Raw genomic sequence first — 20,028 nt, forward strand, 5'->3', positions numbered from 1 at the left:
CGGCCTCAGGACACCTTGCGGCGGTAGATGATCATCGCCGTGACGTGGGCTGCCACCAGTATGCCCGCACACCAGCCGAGAGCGACCCAGATGTCGCTGCCGACCGGCTGTTGCGCGAAGAGAGCGCGGATGGTGTTCACCATCGACGTGACCGGCTGATTTTCGGCGAATGCCCGCACCGGACCGGGCATGGATTCGGTCGGCACGAATGCCGAACTGATGAATGGCAGAAAGATCAGCGGATAGGCGAACGCGCTCGCGCCGTCGACCGATCTGGCGGTCAGACCCGGAATCACCGCCACCCACGTCAACGCCAGGGTGAACGTGACGAGAATCCCGGCGACCGCGAGCCAGGCCAGAATTCCTGCACCCGAACGGAATCCCATCGCGAGTGCGGCGAGAACCACGATGCCCACCGCCACCATGTTCGCCAGCAGCGAGGTCAGTACGTGCGCCCACAGGGTCGCCGACCGTGCGATCGGCATGGACCTGAACCTATCGATCATCCCGCCACTCATATCCGAATAGAGGCGGAATGCGGTGTAGGAGATCCCGGAGGCCACCGTGATCAGCAGAATTCCGGGTAGCAGATAGTCGATGTAGGAGCCCGCCCCGGCATCGATCGCCCCGCCGAGGACGTAGACGAACAGCAGCAGGAACGCGATCGGCATGACCGCGGTGGTGATGATGGTGTCCGGACTGCGTGTCACATGCCGCAGGGTGCGTCCGAGTAGGACGTTCGTGTCGGTGACGAAGTGGGCCATCACGGCTCCTTCGAGGTGGCCTCGCCGACCACGGCGAGGAAGATGTCTTCGAGGGACGGTTGCTTCTCCACGTACTCGACCCTCGCAGGCGGAAGCAGTGCCCTGAGTTCGGCCAGGGTCCCGTTCTCGATGATGCGACCCTGATGGAGGATCGCGATGCGGTCGGCGAGGTGCTCGGCCTCGTCGAGATACTGGGTGGTGAGCAACACCGTGGTACCCCGGCGGGCGAGGGCGGCGACCGATTCCCAGACCTCCTGCCGCGCTTGCGGGTCCAGGCCGGCCGTCGGCTCGTCGAGGAAGACGATCGGCGGGTCGCCGATCAGGCTCATCGCGATGTCGAGCCGTCGGCGCATCCCGCCGGAGAAGGTCGCGACCCGTCGCGTTGCCGCATCGGTCAGCCCGAATCGTTCCAGGAGGTCGGTGGCGATGGCCTCGGGGTCGGGTCGATGCCGGAGCCGGGCGATGAGTACGAGGTTCTCACGTGCGGTGAGGATATCGTCGACGGCGGCGAATTGGCCGGTGAGACTGATGGATTCGCGCACCTGGTGCGGATGTCGGGTGACGTCGTACCCGTTGACCCGGACGGTCCCGGCGTCGGGTCGGCCCAGCGTCGCGAGGACCTTGACGGTGGTGGTCTTGCCCGCGCCGTTGGTCCCGAGAAGTGCGAAGATGCTGCCGTTGGCGACCTCGAAGTCGACACCACGCAGAACGTCCAGCCCGTTGTACGACTTACACAGTTCGGCAACGGAAATGGCCGGCTGCGCCTCGGCTGGTTGTGAGATGGTGGTCATCGCGGGCGTCCGTCGGGTGGTGCTCGGCCGCGATCGCCTTGTCGACCGCGGTGGTCAATCGCTTGTGCTCCCTGTGGATCCATGACGCCTCGGGATAGTTGCGCAGGAATCCCTCGGCGAACTCGATCGGGTCGGTGCCGACGAGGTCGGCGATCTCGGTACCGTCGGCGGCGGCCTGCTCGAACAGGTCGGTGAGGTCTTCGAGCAGGGACATCAACGCGTCGGTCTCCGAGGAGGCGAAGAAGTAGATGTAGTGCTCCACGGCATCGAGAACGTCGCGGTGAGTGTCGGGGAGTGCGTCCTTACGGGCTTTGTATGCGCGCCAGCGCTTCTTGTCGCCGATGAGTTTGCGCAATACCATTGTCATTCCTTTCGGTTGCGGAGTGTGTCGAGCCGGGCGGTCAGAAAGTCCCAGGTGTGCCAGAAGTCATCGAGATATGCACGACCGGAGGCATTGAGCGAGTAGACCTTTCGCGGTGGGCCCTTCTCGGAGGGCACCTTCTCGACGTCGACGAGTCCACGCTTCTCGACACGTACGAGAAGTGCGTAGACGGTGCCCTCGGCGATGTCGGTGAACCCCTGCTCCCGTAAAGCGGTGGTGATCTCGTATCCGTAGGCCGCGCGCAGCGCCAAGATCGCCAGGATGATGCCCTCCAGGGTGCCCTTGAGCATCTCGGTCATCTGTTTACCCATGTGCACCTTCTCTACTCTGTGTCGATGAGTACCGGTACATAGTAGCGCTGAGTAGTAATTGTGCAAGAGGTCTCTCGATGCCCAGACGACGGCGCCGGGTCGAGAACCTCGACCCGGCGCCGTCGGGAGTCAATCGGTGTGGCGGCTCAGGGTGTCGCCGGTGGCTCCTCGGCCGGCACCGGTGCCAGCCAGATCGCCGAATTCGCCGGCAACATCACCGCCGCCGAGACCGGGCGCGCGTGCCACGGCTTGTCGTCGGTGACGACGCTGCCCAGATTGCCCTGACCCGAACCCTCATACGCCGACGAGTCGGTGTTGAGGACCTCGGTCCACGTGCCCGGCACCGGAAGGCCGACGCGATAGTTGCTGCGGTCGGCCCCGGAGAAGTTGAACAGGCAGGCGAGCACCGATCCGTCCGAGCCGTGGCGCAGGAAGCTGATGACGTTGTTGGCGGTGTCGTTGGCGTCGATCCACTCGTATCCCGCAGGATCGGTATCCCGGCTGAACAGGGCAGGGTTATCGCGGTAGACGCGATTGAGGTCGGACACCAAAGCCGAGATGCCCGAATGCAATTCGCCTTCCCAGCCCGTCAACTGCGGCCAGTCCAGGCTGCGATCCTCGGCCCATTCGCGGGTCTGACCGAATTCCTGGCCCATGAACAGCAACTGCTTACCGGGATGCGCCCACTGGTATGCCAGAAACACCCGCACGCCGGCGGCTTTGGTGAACGAGTCACCGGGCATCCGGCTCCACAAGGTGCCCTTGCCGTGCACCACCTCGTCGTGGGAGAGCGGCAGCACGAAATTCTCGCTGAAGGCATACATCATCGAGAAGGTGATCTCGTGGTGATGGAAGCTGCGGTGTATTTGATCGCGGCCGAGATAACCCAGGGTGTCGTGCATCCAGCCCATGTTCCATTTGAAGCTGAAGCCCAGGCCGCCGAGATCGGTCATCCGGGTGACGCCGGGCCAGGCCGTCGACTCCTCGGCGATGGTGACCACGCCGGGGAAGTGCTTGTGCACGGTGGCATTGGTCTCCTGCAGGAACTGCACCGCCTCGAGGTTCTCCCGTCCGCCGTAGATGTTGGGACGCCACCCGCCCGCAGGCCGGGAATAGTCGAGGTAGAGCATCGACGCGACGGCGTCGACCCGCAGGCCGTCGATGTGGAACTGGTCGAACCAGTACAGCGCGTTGGCCACCAGGAAGTTGCGGACCTCGCGCCTGCCGAAGTCGAAGATGTAGGTTCCCCAGTCGAGTTGCTCGCCGCGCATCGGGTCGGCGTGCTCGTAGAGCGCCGTGCCGTCGAAGCGGGCAAGCGCCCACTCGTCCTTCGGGAAATGGGCGGGCACCCAGTCGACGATGATGCCGATCCCGAGCGCGTGCAGGTGATCCACGAGGTGACGGAAATCGTCGGGATGGCCGAAGCGGGCGGTCGGCGCGTAATAGCTGGTGACCTGATAGCCCCACGAGCCGCCGAAGGGGTGTTCGGCGACCGGCAGGAACTCGACGTGGGTGAAGCCCTTCTCGATCAGGTAGTCGCCGAGTTGCTCGGCGATCTCGCGGTAGGTCAGTCCTGGCCGCCACGATCCGAGGTGGACCTCGTAGATGCTCATCGGCTCGGCGGCCGGGGCGCCGGTCGCGCGCCGGGTGAGCCACGCGTCGTCGGACCAGTCGAAGGCCGAGCGGGTGACCACCGAAGCCGTTGCCGGCGGCACGTTGGTGCGTTGGGCCATCGGGTCGGCCTTTTCCCGGATCACCCCGTCGGCGCCGTGGACCTTGAACTTGTACTGGGTGCCGTCGGCGATATCGGGGACGAAGACCTCCCAGATGCCGCTCGAACCCAATGAACGCATCGGGGCGGTGCGTCCGGTCCAGTCGAAGTCGCCGATGACCGCGACGCCATGGGCGTTGGGGGCCCACACCGAGAAGGCGGTACCGGCGACCTCGCCATCCGGGGTGGTGTAGCCGACCAGACGCGCGCCGAGGATCTCCCACAGCTGTTCGTGGCGACCTTCGCCGAACAGGTAGCGGTCGGTCTCGCCGACGCTGGGCAGGAACCGGTAGCCGTCGGCGACGACGTAGGAAGTCCGGCCACCCTTGCCGTCGGGGTATTCGACGCGATAGCGGTAGTCGATGAGTCCGTCGATGGGTACCGCGACGACGAACAGGTCGTCGGTCTGGGCGGTCATCGGGTAGTCGACGCCGCCGATGACCGCGGTCACCGACGCGGCGTGCGGTCGCAGGGTTCGCAGGATGGTGAATCCGGTGCCGGTGTCATGGGCGCCGAGGAAGGCGTGCGGATCGGGATGGGTCAGCGCGGCGAGCCGTCGCAGATCGTGGTCTGGGGCGAACGGATCGGGGTGACCGCAGACCGGGGAGGCCGTCGCGCGGGCGTCGTCTTCGGGATCGGGTGGTTGCGGGGTGGTGGTCACGGTGTCCTCGTCCTCTTCGTCGTCCCTCACCGAATACGGTAGGAAAGCTGCTGTGCCAGAGCCGGTTCCAGTGGCGGCAGCGCCAGAATGTGGGCCACCGACCGCCATGGCTCGAGCTGGATGAAGTTGGCCTGACTCCAGCTGTACTCCTCTCCGGAGACCTCGTCACGGACACCGAAGTGGTCCTGCCAATCGAATCCGAGGGACGGCATGTCGAGCCAGAGGGTCGCTGTCTCGGTGCCGAACGGGTTGAGGTTGATGACGACCAGCACCCGGTCGCCGGAGACCGGGTCGATCTTCGAGTACGCGATCAGTGCCGGGTTCTCGATGTGGTGGAAGGTGATGTTGCGCAACTGCTGTAACGCCGGATGGCGGCGGCGGATCGCGTTGAGCGAGGTGATCCACGGTTCCAGTGACTCACCGCGCGAGGACGCGGCCTTGTAATCACGGGGGCGCAGCTCATATTTCTCCGAATCGAGGTACTCCTCGCTGCCCTGCCGGACTGCGTGGTGCTCGTAGAGCTCGTAACCGGAATAGACGCCCCAGGTCGGCGCGAGGGTCGCCGCCAGTGCAGCGCGCAGCGCAAACATCCCCGGACCGCCGTGTTGCAGGCTCTCGTGCAGGATGTCGGGGGTGTTGACGAACAGATTCGGCCGCGACTCGTCGGCATGGGCGGCGAGTTCGATGCCGAACCTCTCGAGTTCCCACTTCGCGGTCTTCCAGGTGAAGTAGGTATAAGACTGCGTGAATCCGAGCCGGGCCAGGCCGTAGAGCCGCGCCGGGCGCGTGAAGGCCTCGGCCAGGAACAGCACCTCCGGGTGGCGCGTCTTGACCTCGGTGATCAGCCACTCCCACAGATTCGGTGGTTTGGTGTGCGGATTGTCGACCCGAAAGATCTTGACGCCCAGATCAATCCAGTGCAGTACGACCTGCAGGACCGCCCCGTAGATGCCTCGGCGGTCGTTGTCGAAATTCAGTGGATAGATGTCCTGATACTTCTTCGGCGGGTTCTCGGCGTAGGCGATGGTGCCGTCGGGCAGGGTCGTGAACCAGTCGGGGTGTGTCGCGGCCCAGGGATGATCCGGCGCGCATTGCAGCGCGAAGTCCAGTGCGACCTCCATGCCGAGTTCGCGGGCCCGGCCGACGAAGTACTCGAAGTCCTCCTCGGTTCCCAGCTGCGGGTGGATCGCGTCGTGGCCGCCGTCGTCGGAGCCGATCGCCCACGGCGACCCGACGTCGTCGGCGCCGGCGATCAGCGTGTTGTTGGGTCCCTTGCGGTTGACCTTGCCGATCGGATGGATGGGCGGGAGGTAGACGACGTCGAATCCCATGTCCGCGATGCGCGGCAGATCCTGGGCCGCGGTGAGGAAGGTGCCGTGTACCGGGCGCCCCTCATGGTCCCAGCCGCCGGTCGAACGCGGGAACATCTCGTACCACGATCCGAACAGCGCCCGCCGACGGTCTACCCACACGCGGTGGGTGCGGCTCTTGGTGACCAACTCGCGCACCGGGTGGTGATGCAGCAATCCGGCCACGGCGTCGGCGATCGCGGGCGCAATCCGGGTGGACAGCGACATGTCCGCAGCGCGCAGCAGCCGGATGGCATCGTCGAGAACCCCTCGTTCGGAGGGAGCGATCTGCTCGCACGCCGCCGAGAGCACGCGCGCACCGATCTCGAGGTCGTTGGCCAGATCCTCCGCCGACTGCCCGGCCTCGATCTTCTTGACGATGCCTGATCGCCACGTGGTGTACGGATCGCTCCACGCCTCGACGCGGAAGGTCCAGAAACCCTCGGCGTCGGGGACGAACGCGGCGTTGAACTGATCGGGTTCGACCGACGGCGACATCGTGAGGTTGAAGACGCGTCGCCGTGGCGCCTCGACCCGAAGGGTTACCCCGAGCGCGTCATGGCCCTCGCGCCAGGCGGTTGCACTGACCGGGATGGCCTCGCCCACAACGGCTTTGGCTGGATACTGGCCCGCCGAAACCAATGGTTGAATGTCGTCGATGCCCATCCGGCCGATCACTCACGGCCCCCTTTCTCACCTGACCGGAGGTCGGCGGTGGATGCGTCGTCGTTGCCGCGTGACGCGTGTGGCCGTGGCGTCACGTACTCATTCTGACGCCCGGACGGCTCACGCGTCTCAAGGATCAGCGTACGGGCACGCCGGTGAGCCTGCTCAGCGCCGAGCGCACCACCGCCGGATCGGTGGTCCGCCAAAACGGCGGCAGTGAGGCCGCGAGGTAGCCGCCGTATCCGGCGGTGGCCAGCCGGGAGTCGAGCACCGCCACGACGCCACGGTCGTCGACCGACCGCAGTAGCCGGCCCGCGCCCTGCGCGAGTAGCAACGCGGCATGATTGGCCGCGACCGAGAGGAACCCGTTGCCGCCGCGGGCATCGACCGCCCGCTGCCGGGCGGTGAGCAGGGGATCGTCGGGCCGCGGGAACGGAATCCGGTCGATGATGACCAGACTCAGGGACTGGCCCGGCACGTCGACGCCCTGCCATAGTGACAACGTGCCGAACAGACAGGTCGCGGGATCCTCGGCGAAGCGCTTGACCAGCGACGACGTGGTGTCGTCGCCCTGACACAGAATCGGCACCGTGAGACGGTCGGCCAGCGCGTCGGCGGCCGCCCGGGCCGCACGCATCGACGAGAACAGCCCGAGCGTGCGCCCGCCGGCCGCACCGATGAGTGACTCGATCTCGTCGAGGGTCGCCGGTGCGGGCCCGTCGCGGCCCGGACGGGGCAGATGCCGGGCGACGTAGAGGATTGCCGCACGCGGATAGTCGAAGGGTGAGCCGGCATCGAGGCCGGTCCAGCGGATGGTGCCACCATCGGACGGCGCGGACTTACCGGTCGCGGTGACGTCGCGGGCCGAACCATCTGGTGCCGGATCGTCGACGTCGTCGGCGGCGGGCGTGTCGGCACCGCGCCCGGCAGCCGGCAGACCCCAGGTGGCGGCGAGCGCGTCGAATGATCCGCCGATGGTCAGTGTCGCCGACGTGAGGATCACCGTGGCGGTCGAGAACAGCGTGGCGCGCAGCAGGCCGCCGACCGACAGTGGCGCGATGTGCAAGACCGGGCGAGTGGACGCCGACGGACCGCGACCGACGCGTTCTTGTGCGACCCAGACGACGTCGCGGCGTGCGGTGACGTCGGATTCACCAAAGGTGCCCAGTAGCCGGACGATCGTGTCGTGGAGGTCTTCGAGGCCGGTCAGTGCGGCCGAGCGCGCCGCGGCCGCACCCTCGTCGGCGCTGACGCCGGCCCCGCGGACCGGCCCGATCGCGCTGCGCGCGGCCCACAGCCGGTCTCGCAGCACCGTCAGCGTGATGCCCGCCGCGGACGGTAGTGCCGTCCATTCGCCCGGCGGGAACTCCTCGAGCAGTTCACCGAGTTGCTCGCCGGCCTCGGTGAGCGCGTCGACGGTCTCCTCGTCGACCAGCTTGCCGACGCGCTTGGCGAGGTTGCCCACCGCGGCCGCCGACACCTCGGCGGTACTGACCGAGGTGATTCGGTCGACGAGTTCGTGCGCCTCGTCGATGATGACGACATCGTGTTCGGGCAGGACGTTGGCCGGACTCATCGCATCGATCGCGAGCATCGCGTGGTTGGTGACGACGACGTCGACCGCCGAGGTCTCGCGCCGGGCGCGCTCGGCGAAGCAATCCTCGGCGTACGAGCAGTTCGACGCGCCGAGGCATTCGCGCGCCGAGACGCTGACCTGACGCCACGACCGGTCGGCGACGCCGGGGGAGAGGTCGTCGCGGTCACCGGTTTCGGTGTCGGAGGTCCACTCCCGCAACCGGGTGACCTCGCGGCCGGTGCGCGACAACTCGAAGGCATCGAAGAGCTCGCTGTCGGGTTCCTCGACGGTGCCGCCGTGGATCTTGTGCAGGCACAGGTAGTTTGAGCGACCCTTGAGGATCGCGAAGGTGGGACGACGGCGGAGTGGCCCGGTGAGCGCGTCGGCGAGCCGGGGCAGGTCGCGCTCGACGAGTTGGCGTTGCAGCGCGATGGTCGCGGTGGACACCACCACCGTGTCGCCCGAGGTGATGGCGTGCCGGATCGCAGGCACCAGATAGGCAAGCGACTTACCGGTACCGGTACCGGCCTGCACGGCCAGATGTTCGCCGGTGTCGATGGCGTGATCGACGGCGTTGGCCATGCGGAGCTGGCCGTCGCGACGGCGGCCGGACAGCGCGGTGACGGCGGCGTCGAGCAGCTCTGTCACCGAGGGGAGTTCGCTCATGTGGGTGCTCAGGGCTCTTCCGACCCGCCATAGAGCAGGTCGCCATCGAGAACGATTCCCGCCGAACTCATCTCGTCCAGTGCGGCACGCGCGGTCCGGCCGGCCACCGCGGCGGTGAAATTGAGCAGAACACGCGTGGTGAACCCGGCGCGGACGGCGTCGAGTGCGGTGGCCCGAACACAGTGATCGGTGGCGATTCCGACGATGTCGACGCTGGTGATGCCACGCTCGCGCAGCCACCCCTCGAGGCCGACACCATCGTCGTCGGCGCCCTCGAAACCGGAGTAGGCGGCGCCGTATTCGCCCTTGGAGAACACATCGTCGACGGCCGACGTGTCGAGCGCAGGGCAGAACGCGACCCCGTCGGTCCCGACGCGGCAGTGCGGTGGCCACGAATCGATGTAGTCGGGTTCATCGGAGAAGTGGGCACCCGGATCGATGTGATAGTCGCGACTGGCCACCACTGTCCGGTAGTCGCCGACGATGCTGTTGATCGCGTGGGCCACCGCGGCGCCCCCGCGCACACCGAGAGCACCGCCTTCACAGAAGTCGTTCTGCACATCGACGATGACGAGGGCGTCGGCTGGGCGCGACTCCTCGCTCCTTGGTGAGTTGCTCATACTTCTCCTGGTGCGCTGTGCGCGACTCGAGCGGAAACGGTTGGCGGTGAACGGGCCGGGCGCCGACGTTCAGCCCAGAAGGTAGCGCGTGGGGATGGCCGGATCGCCGTGCGACAGGCCGAGTCCCTCCCATGGCAGGCTCACCAACCCGCGGGCCGACAGCTCGCGCGCATCGGACAGCGACGGCAGGTCGCCGGCCGGATCGCCGCCGCGGACCAGCGGGATCTGCAGGTCGCGGGTGATCGGCGCGTCGATGGCCGGTGGCGGGTCACCGGCGCGGTAGATGATCTCCTCGACGACAGTGCCGCTTCCTCTGGCCGCGCGGAGGGCCGACTTGGCACCGCCACGCGATTCCTTGTGGCTGGCGCGCTTGGCGACGGGAATGCCGTCGACCTCGACGAGCTTGTAGACCATGCCTGCCGTCGGCGCCCCGCTACCGGTGACCAGTGAGGTGCCCACGCCGTAGGTGTCGACGGGCTCGGCGCGCAGTGAAGCGATCGCGTATTCGTCGAGATCGCCGGAGACCACGATCTTGGTACCGGTGGCGCCCAGCGAATCGAGTTGCTCGCGAACCTGCCGGGCCAGGACACCGAGATCCCCGGAATCGATACGTACCGCGCCGAGTTGCGGGCCGGCGACCTCGATGGCGTTGCGGACACCTGCGGTGATGTCGTAGGTGTCGACGAGCAGGGTGGTGCCCACACCCAGCGCCTCGATCTGTGCGGCGAACGCGGCACGCTCGTCCGGCCCGTCGGTGCCGGCGAAGCCGAGCGTGAACGAATGTGCGGCGGTACCTGCGCTGCGCACCCCATAGGTGCGTGCCGCCTCCAGGTTGGAAGTCGCGGCGACGCCGGCGATGAAGGCCGCACGCGAGGCCGACACCGCAGCCCGCTCGTGGGCGCGACGTGAGCCCATCTCGATGATCGGGCGGCTACCCGCGGCGCTGACCATCCGAGCCGCGGCCGATGCAATCGCACTGTCGTGATTGAGGATCGACAGGATCAGCGTCTCGAGCAGGACGGCTTCGGCGAAACTCGCGCGCACGGTCATGATCGGCGAACCCGGGAAGTACAGTTCGCCCTCGCGGTACCCGTCGATCTCGCCGGAGAACCGGTAGTCGCGCAGCCAGGCGATCGTGTCGGCGTCGCAGAACCGCTCGAGTAGCGCGATCTCCGCGTCGCCGAACCGGAAGTGGGCGAGTTCGTCGATGACGCGCCCGGTACCGGCCACGACGCCGTACCGGCGACCGTCGGGCAGCCGCCGCGCGAACACCTCGAACACGCATCGGCGATGCGCGATCGGATGTCGCAGCGCGGCACGGACCATGGTGACCTCATAGTGATCGGTCAGCAGGGCAGTGTTGTCCACGTTGATGATCCCTTACCCTTGGACGTATGGCGCCTGACGGAATGCGTGCGCATGAGGCTACTCCCGGAGGTGCGGCGGTTGCCGAGCCCACCGTCGCCGAAGGTGCATCGGATCTCGACCGCCCGTGGATGACAGTTGTCTGGGACGACCCGGTCAATCTGATGCGGTATGTCACCTTCGTGTTCCAGAAGATCTTCGGCTACTCCGAGGCCCACGCGAACGAACTGATGATGCAAGTCCACACCGAAGGCCGGGCCGTGGTGTCCAGCGGTGGCCGCGACAAGGTCGAAGCCGATGTGAGCAAGCTGCATGCGGCCGGCCTGTGGGCGACGATGCAGCGGGATTGCTGACCCCGGCGTGCGCACCTGGAAACGACAGGGCCGCGGTTCGCGGATGCGGATCTGCTCCAACCTCGAACGGCATGAGGTGGAGTTGCTGGTCTCGATGGTCACCTCATTGGTCGAGTTGCTGACCGAGCGTGAATCGAGCGCCCCGGACGACGAACTGGCGCGGATGACCGGAATCCGCACCGGGCACACGTCGGCGCCGGCCGACCTCACCCTCGGCCGGTTGCTACCCGACTTCCACCGCCCCGATCAGGAACGCGACCTCAGTGCCGAGGTGGTCAACGGTGACCTCAACGCGGCGTTGCGCAGCCTCAACGAACCGAAGATCATCGACGCGAAACTCGAGGCCGCGCGGACCCTGCTCGACTCGCTGCCGCCCGGCGGCGGCGACGTCGCCCTGACCGAGGCGCAGGCCCTGGACTGGCTGAGTGCGCTCAACGATGTGCGTCTGGCACTCGGTGCGATGCTCGGTATCTCCGAGGACACCCCCGACCAGCTGCCGGAGGGCCACCCGCACGCCGCGCACCTCGACGTCTACCACTGGCTGACGGTGATGCAGGAACTGCTGGTGGAGTCGTTGCTGTGATCGACGGCGTGACCGTACCGACACCCGAACAGGCGGTCCGCGGCAATCGCATCACCGATGTCGGCGGGATCACCGTCGGACATCATCACCGCGTCGATCCGGACGTGACCGTCGGCGGTGGCGGTGGCGGTGGCGGTGGCGGTCGCGACGAGCCGGCCGGCACGGGATGGGCCAGTGGGACCACGGTCGTGCGGATCGACGGACCGCATCCGTGTGCGGCGGTCGATGTGCGCGGTGGCGGGCCGGGCACGCGCGAGACCGATCTGCTCGACCCGGCGAACACCGTCACCACCGCGCACGCGATCGTGCTCACCGGCGGCAGTGCCTACGGCCTGGCCGCCGCGGACGGGGTGATGGCCGAACTCGAGAGCCAAGGTGTCGGGCTGGCCATGGATGCCCAAGGTCATGTGGTGCCGATCGTGCCCGCCGCCGTGATCTTCGACCTTCCGGTGGGCGCGTGGCACAACCGCCCTTCGGCCGAGTTCGGTGCCGCGGCGCTGCGGGCTGCCGCGACGGACTTCGCGCTGGGCAGCGTCGGCGGTGGTGCGGGGGCACGGGCCGGTTCCCTCAAGGGCGGCGTGGGCACCGCGAGCCGCCGGATCGAGGACGGTCCCGCGGCGGGTGTGGTGGTCGGGGCGGTGATCGTCGCCAATCCCGTCGGTGCGGTGATCGACCCGGACACCGGGTTGCCCTGGTTTGCCGGCGAGCACGATCTCGCTCGTCTGGGCCTACAGACACCCAACCCCGCGGAGCTGGCCGATCTCCGCGAAATCGCCCGGAAGGCAACGGTTCTCAACACCACCATCGGTGTCGTGGCCACCGACGCGGGCTTTGCGCCGTCGTCGTTGCGGCGAGTGGCGATGTCGGCGCACGATGGGCTTGCGCTCGCCATCCGGCCGGTCCATTCACCGCTCGACGGCGACACGATCTTCGCGGTGAGTACCGGGTCCCGGATGGTGGAGCCGACACCGCAAATACCCGCGGGGATGTATCCCGACACCGCTGTTCTCGCGCAGGTGTGCGCGGTCGCGACCGAGGTGACCCGTGACGCCGTCGTCTCGGCGGTCATCGCCGCGCACCCGATCGCCGGGATCCCCGCCTACCGACACGTGATGCCGTCAGCGCTGCGCTGACGGCATCACGTCCGGAGGTGCCCGCCCACCGAGGACGGGTCGGCGAATCACTCGTGGCCGGAGGTGCACACCCAGGTGTAGATCTCGCCGCCACCGGCGGAGTAGAGAGCGTTGGACTGAGCCGAGTAGAGGCTCGGCCCGCGGCCATAGCCCCAGTACGACGGCGACGACGCGACCGCGCCGCAGCCGTTGACGAAGCTGACGACGACCTTGCAGCCGTAACCGCAGGCGTTCAGGGCCGCGCTACTCGCCTGACCATAGGAGTCGTAGTCCCACGCTCGACCGGTGGAACCGGACGAGGTGTTCAATGCGATCGCCCCGTAGTAGTTGCCGTAGGCATTGGCGGGGGCGGGTTCGAGCGCCGCGGGCACGACGACCGCCGCACCCACCGCGCCGACGGCGGCCGCCGAGGCCACCAGACGCTTCCGAATACTCATGAGCTGTCTCCTTGTGGTGAGTGGGTGATCAGGCCGGGACGCGTGAGGCGTCGGCGGGATTGGGCGGCGACGACGGGGTCGGCGTCGCGATGTCCGACGGCTTGGCGACCTCGACGGTGTTGTTCCAGTTCGACAGGTTGATCGTCATCTTGGCGTCGGTGGCCGGGATGAGGACGACACGCGCGAGCTGGTTGTCCGAGGTGATCCACACGTTGACCGGGACCTGTGCGTCCTGGTTGCTGGTGATGTTGGTCCCGGTGAGGGGGGCGAGTACCTTGGCCGCGACCGTCCCGGTGATGCGGGTGGCCTTGGTCCCGTCGACGTCGGCGAGGCCGGAGGACTTCGGGTTCTGGATGTTGCGCAGCAGGTTGGCGAGTCCCTTCTCCGGGTTCAGTACCGCCGAGACGTCGTAGATCGACCGGCCGTCGCCGTAGTCGACGTATCCCTTGTTGCCGATGTCGGCGTATAGGTGCTTGTCGACGTAAACGAACGGTGCCGTGGCCTCGGTGGTACCGAGCAGGACCGTCGCGGTGCCCTTCGCCGCGGTCGCGGGCTTGGCGACGAGATCGGCGTCGACCTTCTTCGCCGTCACGTTCGGGACCTTGCCGTCGACGGTGAGGTTCAGATGGGCGCCGGTCAGCGCGGCCGTCTTGTCGGCGGCGGCATCGACCAGAGCGGCGGGATCGGAGTTCGACTGTGAGGTGGCGGTGTTGTTGCCGCCGGACCCGCCGTCGGAATCCGATGAGCACCCGGTGAGTGTGATGGCCGCGGCGACACCCGTCGCGAGAGCGGCCGTGACAACACGGTGGGCACGGTACATGTGGTGAGCTCCTTACTTCTGTGGTTCCCCCGAGGCCCGGGATCGACTGTCGAAACCGGCACCGCAGATCGTGAACTGTGCGAAACGCTATAACGCCCGACCAGGGCGACGAAACCGGCGTAGTTCGCCCAGATGACGAAGCTCGCCAAACGGTCCCGAGGTGCGGACCCCCGGGTGTGCGGTCTCCGGCGCAAGGCCGCACGGAATAGGCTCGCAGGCGGCGACGTTGGCAAGCCACGATGTGAGCAGAGGTCCTGGAGTCGCCGGGACGGGCAGAGGTAGGGAGTGGGCGCGGTGCTGCGGATCAGCCGTGAGCTGGTGGATCAGATGGTCGCGCATGCGCGCGACGATCACCCCGATGAGGCGTGCGGGGTGATCGCGGGTGCCGAGGGTTCCGACGATCCGCAACGGTTCATCCCGATGCTCAATGCCGAACGGTCGCCGACCTTCTACCGCTTCGACTCGCTCGAGCAGTTCAAGGTGTGGCGCGAGATGGACCGCCGTGACGAGGAGCCGGTGGTGATCTATCACTCGCACACCGCGACGGCCGCGTATCCGAGTCGGACCGATGTGTCCTACGCCGGCGAGCCCAACGCCCACTATGTCCTGGTGTCCACCCGCGAGCCCGACACCGACGAGATCCGCAGCTACCGGATCGTCGACGGATTGGTCACCGAAGAAGAGATCGAGATCAGGAGTTGAACCCATGGCGGTAATCGTGTCCATCCCGACGATCCTGCGCACCCACACCGGCGGTGAGAAGCGGGTCGAGGCAACGGGATCCACGCTCTCCGAAGTCATCGACAACCTCGAGTCGGCCAACCCCGGACTCCGTCAGCGACTGGTCGCCGACGGCAAACTGCACCGCTTTGTCAACATCTACGTCAACGACGAGGACGTCCGCTTCTCCGGCGGTCTCGACACCACGATCGGCGACGGCGACGAGGTCACCATCCTGCCGGCGGTGGCGGGCGGTTGCTGAGGACGTGACGCGCTACGACTCGCTGATCGCCTCGGTCGGCAACACCCCGCTCATCGGTCTGCAGCGACTCTCCCCGCGCTGGGACGACTCCGATCCCGCCGATCCCGACGGTGGTGCGCACGTACGGTTGTGGGCCAAGCTCGAGGACCGCAACCCGACCGGCTCGATCAAGGATCGACCGGCGCTGCGGATGATCGAGCAGGCCGAACGCGACGGCACCTTGCGCCCGGGCGCCACCATTCTCGAACCGACCAGTGGCAACACCGGTATCTCGTTGGCGATGGCCGCGAAACTCAAGGGCTACCACCTGATCTGCGTGATGCCGGAGAACACCTCCGACGAGCGTCGGTCAATGCTGAAAATGTATGGCGCAGAAGTCATCTCGTCGTCGGCGGCCGGTGGTTCCAACACCGCGGTGCGCGTCGCGAAGGAACTCGCCGCGCAGCACGGCGACTGGGTCATGCTCTACCAGTACGGCAACGAGGCCAACTGGCGTGCGCACTACGAGGGCACCGGCCCGGAGCTCTACGCCGATCTGCCCGAGATCACCCACTTCGTCGCCGGCCTCGGCACCACCGGCACCCTCATGGGGGTCGGACGCTATCTGCGTGAACGTGACCCGGACATCGAGATCGTGGCCGCCGAACCGCGCTACGGCGATGAGGTGTACGGACTGCGCAACATCGACGAGGGCTTCGTCCCGGAGCTCTACGACGATTCCGTGCTCACCCGCCGGTTCTCGGTGCAGGGCGTCGACGCCGTCGCCCGCGTCCGCGAACTCATCGACGCCGAGGGGATCTTCGCCGGGATCTCCACCGGCGCGATCCTGCAGGCCGCCCGCGGTATCGGACGGAAGGCACTCAAGAGCGGCAGGCGCGCCGACATCGGGTTCGTCGTGCCCGACGCGGGCTGGAAGTATCTGTCGACCGGCGCCTACGCCGGTAGCCTGGAGGAGGCCGAGCAGGCGCTGGAGGGACAACTCTGGGCGTGAGCCGAGCCCCGAGATCACCGCAGCGAGTGGCCGTGAGGCCCGAGGAGACCATCATCGACGCGACCCAGACACCGCCGAGGGCGCCGGCGCGGCGCCCGTTGTGGCAGCGCTCGGCGCTGGTCATGGTGTTCCTCGTCGTCGGGCTGATCATCGTCGAGGCGATCGACGCCGCCACCCATTACGACCTCGACTCGGCCGGCATCGAGCCGCGCCGGATCGACGGACTCGACGGCATCGTGTGGTCCCCGTTCCTGCACGCCAATTGGGACCATCTGTGGACCAACCTCGCCGTCGGCGTGGTGCTGGGCTTCCTGCTGCTGCTGGCCCGTCGATTCCTCTTCGTCACCGCGGTCGTGTGGATCGCGTCCGGGCTGGGGGTGTGGCTGTTCGCGCCGACCGGATCGGTCACCGTCGGGGCGTCCGGAGTGATCTTCGGCTGGCTCGCCTACCTGCTGGTGCGCGGGTTGTTCAACCACAACGTGTGGCAGATCCTCGGTGGCGTCGTGCTCTTCGTCGTCTATGGATCGGTGCTCTGGGGAGTGCTGCCCACCGATCCCATGGTGTCCTGGCAGGGCCATCTGTTCGGCGCGATCGGTGGGGTGCTCGCCGCCTGGTTCCTCGCCGACCGCGACCGCCGACGGCGTGTCCCTCCAGGTCCTGCGCACCCCGACTCGACGCCGCCGGGGGTGGCGTCATAGGAAACCCAGGAGCGGACGCCGCGATCGGCATCTTCGATTCGGGCGTCGGCGGGCTCACGGTGGCCCGCGCCGTCATCGACCTGCTGCCCGACGAGGACATCGTCTACATCGGCGACACCGCGAACGGACCGTACGGTCCGTTGACGATTCCGGAGATCCGCAAGCACGCCCTCGCCATCGGTGACGACCTCGCCGAACGGGGCGTCAAGGCGATCGTGATCGCCTGCAACACCGCATCGGCGGCCTGCCTGCGCGACGCGCGGGAGCGGTACGCCCCGATCCCGGTCGTCGAGGTGGTCCTGCCCGCCGTGCGGCGCGCGGTGGTGGCCACCAAGACCGGGCGCATCGGTGTCATCGGCACCGTCGCCACGATCGCCTCGCAGGCCTACCAGGATTCCTTCGCGGCCGCCCGCGACGCCGAGATCACCGCGGTGGCCTGTCCGCGCTTCGTCGACTTCGTCGAACGTGGGATCACCAGCGGACGCCAGATCCTCGGGCTGGCCGAGGGCTACCTCGAGCCGCTCCAGGAAGCGGGGGTCGACACCGTCGTCCTCGGCTGCACGCATTACCCGCTGCTGTCGGGGGTGATCCAGCTCGCGATGGGCGACGAGGTCAGCCTCGTCTCCAGTGCGGAGGAGACCGCCAAGGACCTGTTCCGGGTGCTGACCCGCTCGGACATGCTCCATCCGCACACCGACCGGGACGCCGCCCGCGTCTTCCAGGCCACCGGCGACCCGGAGTCGTTCGCCCGACTGTCCAGTCGGTTCCTCGGCCCGACCGTGAGCTCGGTCGCCCGGATCTGACGGCGATCACGGGCCGCTTCGGGGCGGTGTGGGTCGAGTTGTGATCGGATACCCGGCCGCCTGGTGGCGCACGCGTGGCAAGGTGGGGCATATGCGTGTCACCGTGCTCGGTTGTTCGGGAAGTGTGGGTGGTCCAGGTGCGGCCTGTTCGGGCTACCTGTTCTCGGTGCCCGGTGAACGGCCCGTGCTGGTCGACTGCGGGCCGGGGGTCTTCGGTGAGCTGATGCGGGTCTGCGATCCGGACAACATCTCGGTCCTGTTGTCGCACATGCACGCCGACCACTGCCTCGACCTGCCGGCGATGCTGGTCTGGCGACGCTACGCACCGCCCGGGCCGGCCCCGGAGAAGGCACCCCTGTACGGCCCCGCCGGAGTGGGCATGCGAATCGGGGCGGCCTCGTCGGAGTATCCGGGCGAGGTCGACGACATCACCGACTCCTTCGACGTCCACGAATGGTCCGACGGAATGGAGATCACCCTCGGTGGCATGACGATTCTGGCCGCCGAGCTCGACCATCCGCCGGAGACCTATGGGCTGCGCATCACCGGTCCGGAAGGTCACGTCATCGTCTTCAGCGGTGACACGGGTCCCTGTGAGGAACTCGTCGAGCTGGCCGCCGACGCCGATCTGTTCCTCTGCGAGGCGTCCTGGACCCACGATCCGGCGAATCGCCCCAAGCATCTGCACTTGTCCGGGATCGAGGCGGGTGAGGCGGCGGCGAAGGCCAACGCCAAGGCGCTCGCGATCACCCACGTCGCTCCGTGGTGCGATGCGTCGGTGATCCTGGCAGAGGCCCGCAGCACTTTCAGCGGTCCGGTCGAGCTCGTGCGGCAGGGGCAGATCTTCCACTTCTGAGCACCCGCCCGAGGCCTTGGGCGAGCCGTCGGCCGCGGTGTCTACAGTTGAGCGCGTGACGACACGCGCTGACGGCAGAGCCGACGACGAACTCCGACCGATCACCTTCACCCGCGGATTCACCTCCCACCCGGCGGGTTCGGTCCTGGTGGAATTCGGTCAGACCCGGGTGATGTGCACCGCCAGCGTCACCGTGGGCGTGCCGCCGTGGCGGCGCGGGTCCGGGCTGGGCTGGCTGACCGCCGAATACGCGATGCTGCCCGCGGCCACCCACGAACGCTCGCGGCGTGAATCGGTGAAGGGCAAGATCGGTGGCCGCACCCATGAGATCAGCCGGCTGATCGGCCGGTCGTTGCGTGCCTGCATCGACCTCGCCGCACTGGGCGAGAACACCATCGCCGTCGACTGCGACGTCCTGCAAGCAGACGGCGGCACCCGTACCGCGGCCATCACCGGCGCATACGTCGCGCTCGCCGACGCGGTGACGTGGCTGGGTGCGGCGGGCAAACTGTCCGACCCGCAACCGCTGTCCTGCATGATCGCGGCGGTCAGCGTCGGCGTCGTCGACGGCCGGGTGCGGCTGGACCTGCCGTACGAGGAGGATTCGCGCGCCGAGGTCGACATGAACGTGGTGGCCACCGACGCCGGCACACTCGTCGAGGTGCAGGGGACCGGTGAGGGCGCCACCTTCCCGCGCGCCACCCTGGACAAGTTGCTCGATCTCGCCGAGGTGGGCACCGCCAAGCTCTTCGACGCGCAGCGGGCCGTCCTCGAGCAGCCCTACCGGGGCGAGCTCCCGGCCTGATGGCGCCCCGCCGCGTGCTGCTGGCCAGCCGCAACGCCAAGAAGCTCGCCGAGCTGCAGCGCGTGGTCGACGCCGCGGGCATCGTCGGGCTCGAGGTCATCGGGCTCGCCGCCGTGCCCGAGTACCCCGAAGAGCCGGAGACCGGTGCGACATTCGAGGAGAACGCGCTGATCAAGGCCCGGTCGGGGGCACGTGCGACGGGTCTGCCGTGTCTGGCCGACGATTCGGGGCTGTCGGTGGATGCGCTGGGCGGGATGCCCGGCGTGCTGTCGGCCCGTTGGAGCGGCCGGCACGGCGACGACGTGGCCAACAACGAGCTGATGCTGGCACAGATCGCCGACGTCCCTGACGAGCGTCGTGGTGGTGCCTTCGTGTCGGCGTGCGCACTGGTCCTGCCGGACGGCACGGAGACGGTGGTGCGGGGAGAGTGGCGCGGAACCATCCTGCGGGCCGGTCGCGGTGCCAACGGATTCGGCTACGATCCGCTGTTCGTGCCCGACGACGCGGTGGCCGCCGGCCGTTCGTCGGCCGAACTGACCGCGCAGGAGAAGGATTCGCTGAGTCATCGCGGAAAAGCGTTGGCGCAGTTGGTGCCTGCGCTACGGGACCTCGCCGGCTGAGTTCGGTCACCGGCCCGGGGAGTGG

At 67.8% G+C, this 20,028-nt stretch carries 22 protein-coding genes; 11 read left to right on the plus strand and 11 right to left on the minus strand.

Translation table 11 applies throughout. The annotated features are described in order from the left end of the window. Positions 1 to 5: 5 nt before the first annotated feature. From ACPXB3_RS00070 to ACPXB3_RS00110, 9 genes are all read right to left on the minus strand, one after another. Complete coding sequence (locus ACPXB3_RS00070; RefSeq protein ID WP_425725837.1) at positions 6 to 767, minus strand: ABC transporter permease; 762 nt, start codon at positions 765 to 767, stop codon at positions 6 to 8. Beyond that, positions 764 to 1,555, minus strand: a complete 792-nt coding sequence (locus ACPXB3_RS00075) for an ABC transporter ATP-binding protein (RefSeq protein ID WP_425702981.1) — start codon at positions 1,553 to 1,555, stop codon at positions 764 to 766. Before ACPXB3_RS00075 ends, ACPXB3_RS00070 begins: the two co-directional genes overlap by 4 nt. Then, positions 1,494 to 1,916: a DUF1048 domain-containing protein gene (locus tag ACPXB3_RS00080; RefSeq protein ID WP_425725839.1), complete on the minus strand. Its 423-nt coding sequence runs from the start codon at positions 1,914 to 1,916 to the stop codon at positions 1,494 to 1,496. The genes ACPXB3_RS00075 and ACPXB3_RS00080 overlap by 62 nt, the downstream gene beginning before the upstream one ends. A gap of 2 nt (positions 1,917 to 1,918) precedes the next feature. After that, positions 1,919 to 2,248, minus strand: coding sequence for a PadR family transcriptional regulator (locus ACPXB3_RS00085; protein WP_425702983.1), 330 nt, complete (start codon positions 2,246 to 2,248; stop codon positions 1,919 to 1,921). 146 nt (positions 2,249 to 2,394) lie between these two features. After that, positions 2,395 to 4,680, minus strand: a complete 2,286-nt coding sequence (gene glgB, locus ACPXB3_RS00090; RefSeq protein WP_425726390.1) for a 1,4-alpha-glucan branching protein GlgB — start codon at positions 4,678 to 4,680, stop codon at positions 2,395 to 2,397. A 26-nt stretch (positions 4,681 to 4,706) separates the two neighbouring features. Continuing rightward, positions 4,707 to 6,707 (minus strand): maltotransferase domain-containing protein, encoded by a 2,001-nt coding sequence (locus ACPXB3_RS00095; protein WP_425702984.1) that lies wholly within the window; start codon positions 6,705 to 6,707, stop codon positions 4,707 to 4,709. 124 nt (positions 6,708 to 6,831) lie between these two features. Then, entirely contained in the window at positions 6,832 to 8,937 is a 2,106-nt protein-coding gene (locus tag ACPXB3_RS00100; protein ID WP_425702986.1) for an ATP-dependent DNA helicase, read from the minus strand. A gap of 8 nt (positions 8,938 to 8,945) precedes the next feature. Next, complete coding sequence (locus ACPXB3_RS00105) at positions 8,946 to 9,557, minus strand: isochorismatase family protein (RefSeq protein ID WP_425725841.1); 612 nt, start codon at positions 9,555 to 9,557, stop codon at positions 8,946 to 8,948. A 69-nt stretch (positions 9,558 to 9,626) separates the two neighbouring features. Further along, positions 9,627 to 10,931 (minus strand): nicotinate phosphoribosyltransferase, encoded by a 1,305-nt coding sequence (locus tag ACPXB3_RS00110; RefSeq protein WP_425703513.1) that lies wholly within the window; start codon positions 10,929 to 10,931, stop codon positions 9,627 to 9,629. A gap of 20 nt (positions 10,932 to 10,951) precedes the next feature. On the opposite strand from ACPXB3_RS00110, the gene clpS reads away from it, so the two are divergent. Genes clpS through ACPXB3_RS00125 form a run of 3 tightly spaced genes read left to right on the plus strand, consistent with a single transcriptional unit; the run spans position 10,952 to position 12,991 of the window. After that, positions 10,952 to 11,275 carry an ATP-dependent Clp protease adapter ClpS gene (clpS, locus tag ACPXB3_RS00115; RefSeq protein ID WP_425702989.1) on the plus strand — a complete coding sequence of 108 codons (324 nt, stop codon included), beginning with the start codon at positions 10,952 to 10,954 and terminating at the stop codon, positions 11,273 to 11,275. 7 nt (positions 11,276 to 11,282) lie between these two features. After that, complete coding sequence (locus tag ACPXB3_RS00120) at positions 11,283 to 11,858, plus strand: DUF2017 domain-containing protein (RefSeq protein ID WP_425702991.1); 576 nt, start codon at positions 11,283 to 11,285, stop codon at positions 11,856 to 11,858. An 8-nt stretch (positions 11,859 to 11,866) separates the two neighbouring features. Beyond that, positions 11,867 to 12,991: a P1 family peptidase gene (locus tag ACPXB3_RS00125; protein WP_425725843.1), complete on the plus strand. Its 1,125-nt coding sequence runs from the start codon at positions 11,867 to 11,869 to the stop codon at positions 12,989 to 12,991. 47 nt (positions 12,992 to 13,038) lie between these two features. Here ACPXB3_RS00125 and ACPXB3_RS00130 read toward each other — a convergent pair whose 3' ends face one another. Continuing rightward, positions 13,039 to 13,428 (minus strand): DUF4189 domain-containing protein, encoded by a 390-nt coding sequence (locus tag ACPXB3_RS00130; protein ID WP_425702995.1) that lies wholly within the window; start codon positions 13,426 to 13,428, stop codon positions 13,039 to 13,041. 28 nt (positions 13,429 to 13,456) lie between these two features. Continuing rightward, positions 13,457 to 14,248 (minus strand): LppX_LprAFG lipoprotein, encoded by a 792-nt coding sequence (locus ACPXB3_RS00135; RefSeq protein WP_425725845.1) that lies wholly within the window; start codon positions 14,246 to 14,248, stop codon positions 13,457 to 13,459. A 294-nt stretch (positions 14,249 to 14,542) separates the two neighbouring features. Here ACPXB3_RS00135 and ACPXB3_RS00140 point away from each other — a divergent pair, with 294 nt between their 5' ends. The 8 genes from ACPXB3_RS00140 to ACPXB3_RS00175 all read left to right on the plus strand — a co-directional run bounded on the left by ACPXB3_RS00140 (position 14,543) and on the right by ACPXB3_RS00175 (position 20,003). Next, positions 14,543 to 14,950 (plus strand): Mov34/MPN/PAD-1 family protein, encoded by a 408-nt coding sequence (locus ACPXB3_RS00140; protein ID WP_425702998.1) that lies wholly within the window; start codon positions 14,543 to 14,545, stop codon positions 14,948 to 14,950. Positions 14,951 to 14,954: 4 nt separating this feature from the next. Continuing rightward, positions 14,955 to 15,230, plus strand: a complete 276-nt coding sequence (locus ACPXB3_RS00145; RefSeq protein WP_425702999.1) for a MoaD/ThiS family protein — start codon at positions 14,955 to 14,957, stop codon at positions 15,228 to 15,230. A 4-nt stretch (positions 15,231 to 15,234) separates the two neighbouring features. Continuing rightward, positions 15,235 to 16,221: a PLP-dependent cysteine synthase family protein gene (locus tag ACPXB3_RS00150; RefSeq protein WP_425725847.1), complete on the plus strand. Its 987-nt coding sequence runs from the start codon at positions 15,235 to 15,237 to the stop codon at positions 16,219 to 16,221. Positions 16,222 to 16,319: 98 nt separating this feature from the next. After that, positions 16,320 to 16,919 (plus strand): rhomboid family intramembrane serine protease, encoded by a 600-nt coding sequence (locus tag ACPXB3_RS00155; protein ID WP_425703515.1) that lies wholly within the window; start codon positions 16,320 to 16,322, stop codon positions 16,917 to 16,919. Next, complete coding sequence (gene murI / locus ACPXB3_RS00160; RefSeq protein WP_425703516.1) at positions 16,916 to 17,722, plus strand: glutamate racemase; 807 nt, start codon at positions 16,916 to 16,918, stop codon at positions 17,720 to 17,722. The genes ACPXB3_RS00155 and murI overlap by 4 nt, the downstream gene beginning before the upstream one ends. Before the next feature lie 91 nt (positions 17,723 to 17,813). Beyond that, complete coding sequence (locus ACPXB3_RS00165) at positions 17,814 to 18,578, plus strand: cyclic nucleotide-degrading phosphodiesterase (protein WP_425725849.1); 765 nt, start codon at positions 17,814 to 17,816, stop codon at positions 18,576 to 18,578. A 55-nt stretch (positions 18,579 to 18,633) separates the two neighbouring features. Next, positions 18,634 to 19,383, plus strand: coding sequence for a ribonuclease PH (gene rph, locus ACPXB3_RS00170; RefSeq protein WP_425703005.1), 750 nt, complete (start codon positions 18,634 to 18,636; stop codon positions 19,381 to 19,383). Next, positions 19,383 to 20,003, plus strand: coding sequence for a non-canonical purine NTP pyrophosphatase (locus ACPXB3_RS00175; protein WP_425725851.1), 621 nt, complete (start codon positions 19,383 to 19,385; stop codon positions 20,001 to 20,003). Before rph ends, ACPXB3_RS00175 begins: the two co-directional genes overlap by 1 nt. The last annotated feature ends 25 nt before the right edge of the window (positions 20,004 to 20,028 follow it).

Origin of the sequence: Gordonia sp. DT219, from assembly GCF_049847065.1 — a bacterium.
Taxonomy (GTDB): domain Bacteria; phylum Actinomycetota; class Actinomycetes; order Mycobacteriales; family Mycobacteriaceae; genus Gordonia.

Coding starts and splice junctions, on each gene's coding strand:
- ACPXB3_RS00075 (WP_425702981.1), bottom strand. CDS start 1,555: ATGACCACCATCTCACAACCAGCCGAGGCGCAGCCGGCCATTTCCGTT.
- ACPXB3_RS00080 (WP_425725839.1), bottom strand. CDS start 1,916: ATGGTATTGCGCAAACTCATCGGCGACAAGAAGCGCTGGCGCGCATAC.
- ACPXB3_RS00085 (WP_425702983.1), bottom strand. CDS start 2,248: ATGGGTAAACAGATGACCGAGATGCTCAAGGGCACCCTGGAGGGCATC.
- ACPXB3_RS00100 (WP_425702986.1), bottom strand. CDS start 8,937: ATGAGCGAACTCCCCTCGGTGACAGAGCTGCTCGACGCCGCCGTCACC.
- ACPXB3_RS00105 (WP_425725841.1), bottom strand. CDS start 9,557: ATGAGCAACTCACCAAGGAGCGAGGAGTCGCGCCCAGCCGACGCCCTC.
- clpS (WP_425702989.1), top strand. CDS start 10,952: ATGGCGCCTGACGGAATGCGTGCGCATGAGGCTACTCCCGGAGGTGCG.
- ACPXB3_RS00130 (WP_425702995.1), bottom strand. CDS start 13,428: ATGAGTATTCGGAAGCGTCTGGTGGCCTCGGCGGCCGCCGTCGGCGCG.
- ACPXB3_RS00135 (WP_425725845.1), bottom strand. CDS start 14,248: ATGTACCGTGCCCACCGTGTTGTCACGGCCGCTCTCGCGACGGGTGTC.
- ACPXB3_RS00145 (WP_425702999.1), top strand. CDS start 14,955: ATGGCGGTAATCGTGTCCATCCCGACGATCCTGCGCACCCACACCGGC.
- ACPXB3_RS00165 (WP_425725849.1), top strand. CDS start 17,814: ATGCGTGTCACCGTGCTCGGTTGTTCGGGAAGTGTGGGTGGTCCAGGT.
- ACPXB3_RS00175 (WP_425725851.1), top strand. CDS start 19,383: ATGGCGCCCCGCCGCGTGCTGCTGGCCAGCCGCAACGCCAAGAAGCTC.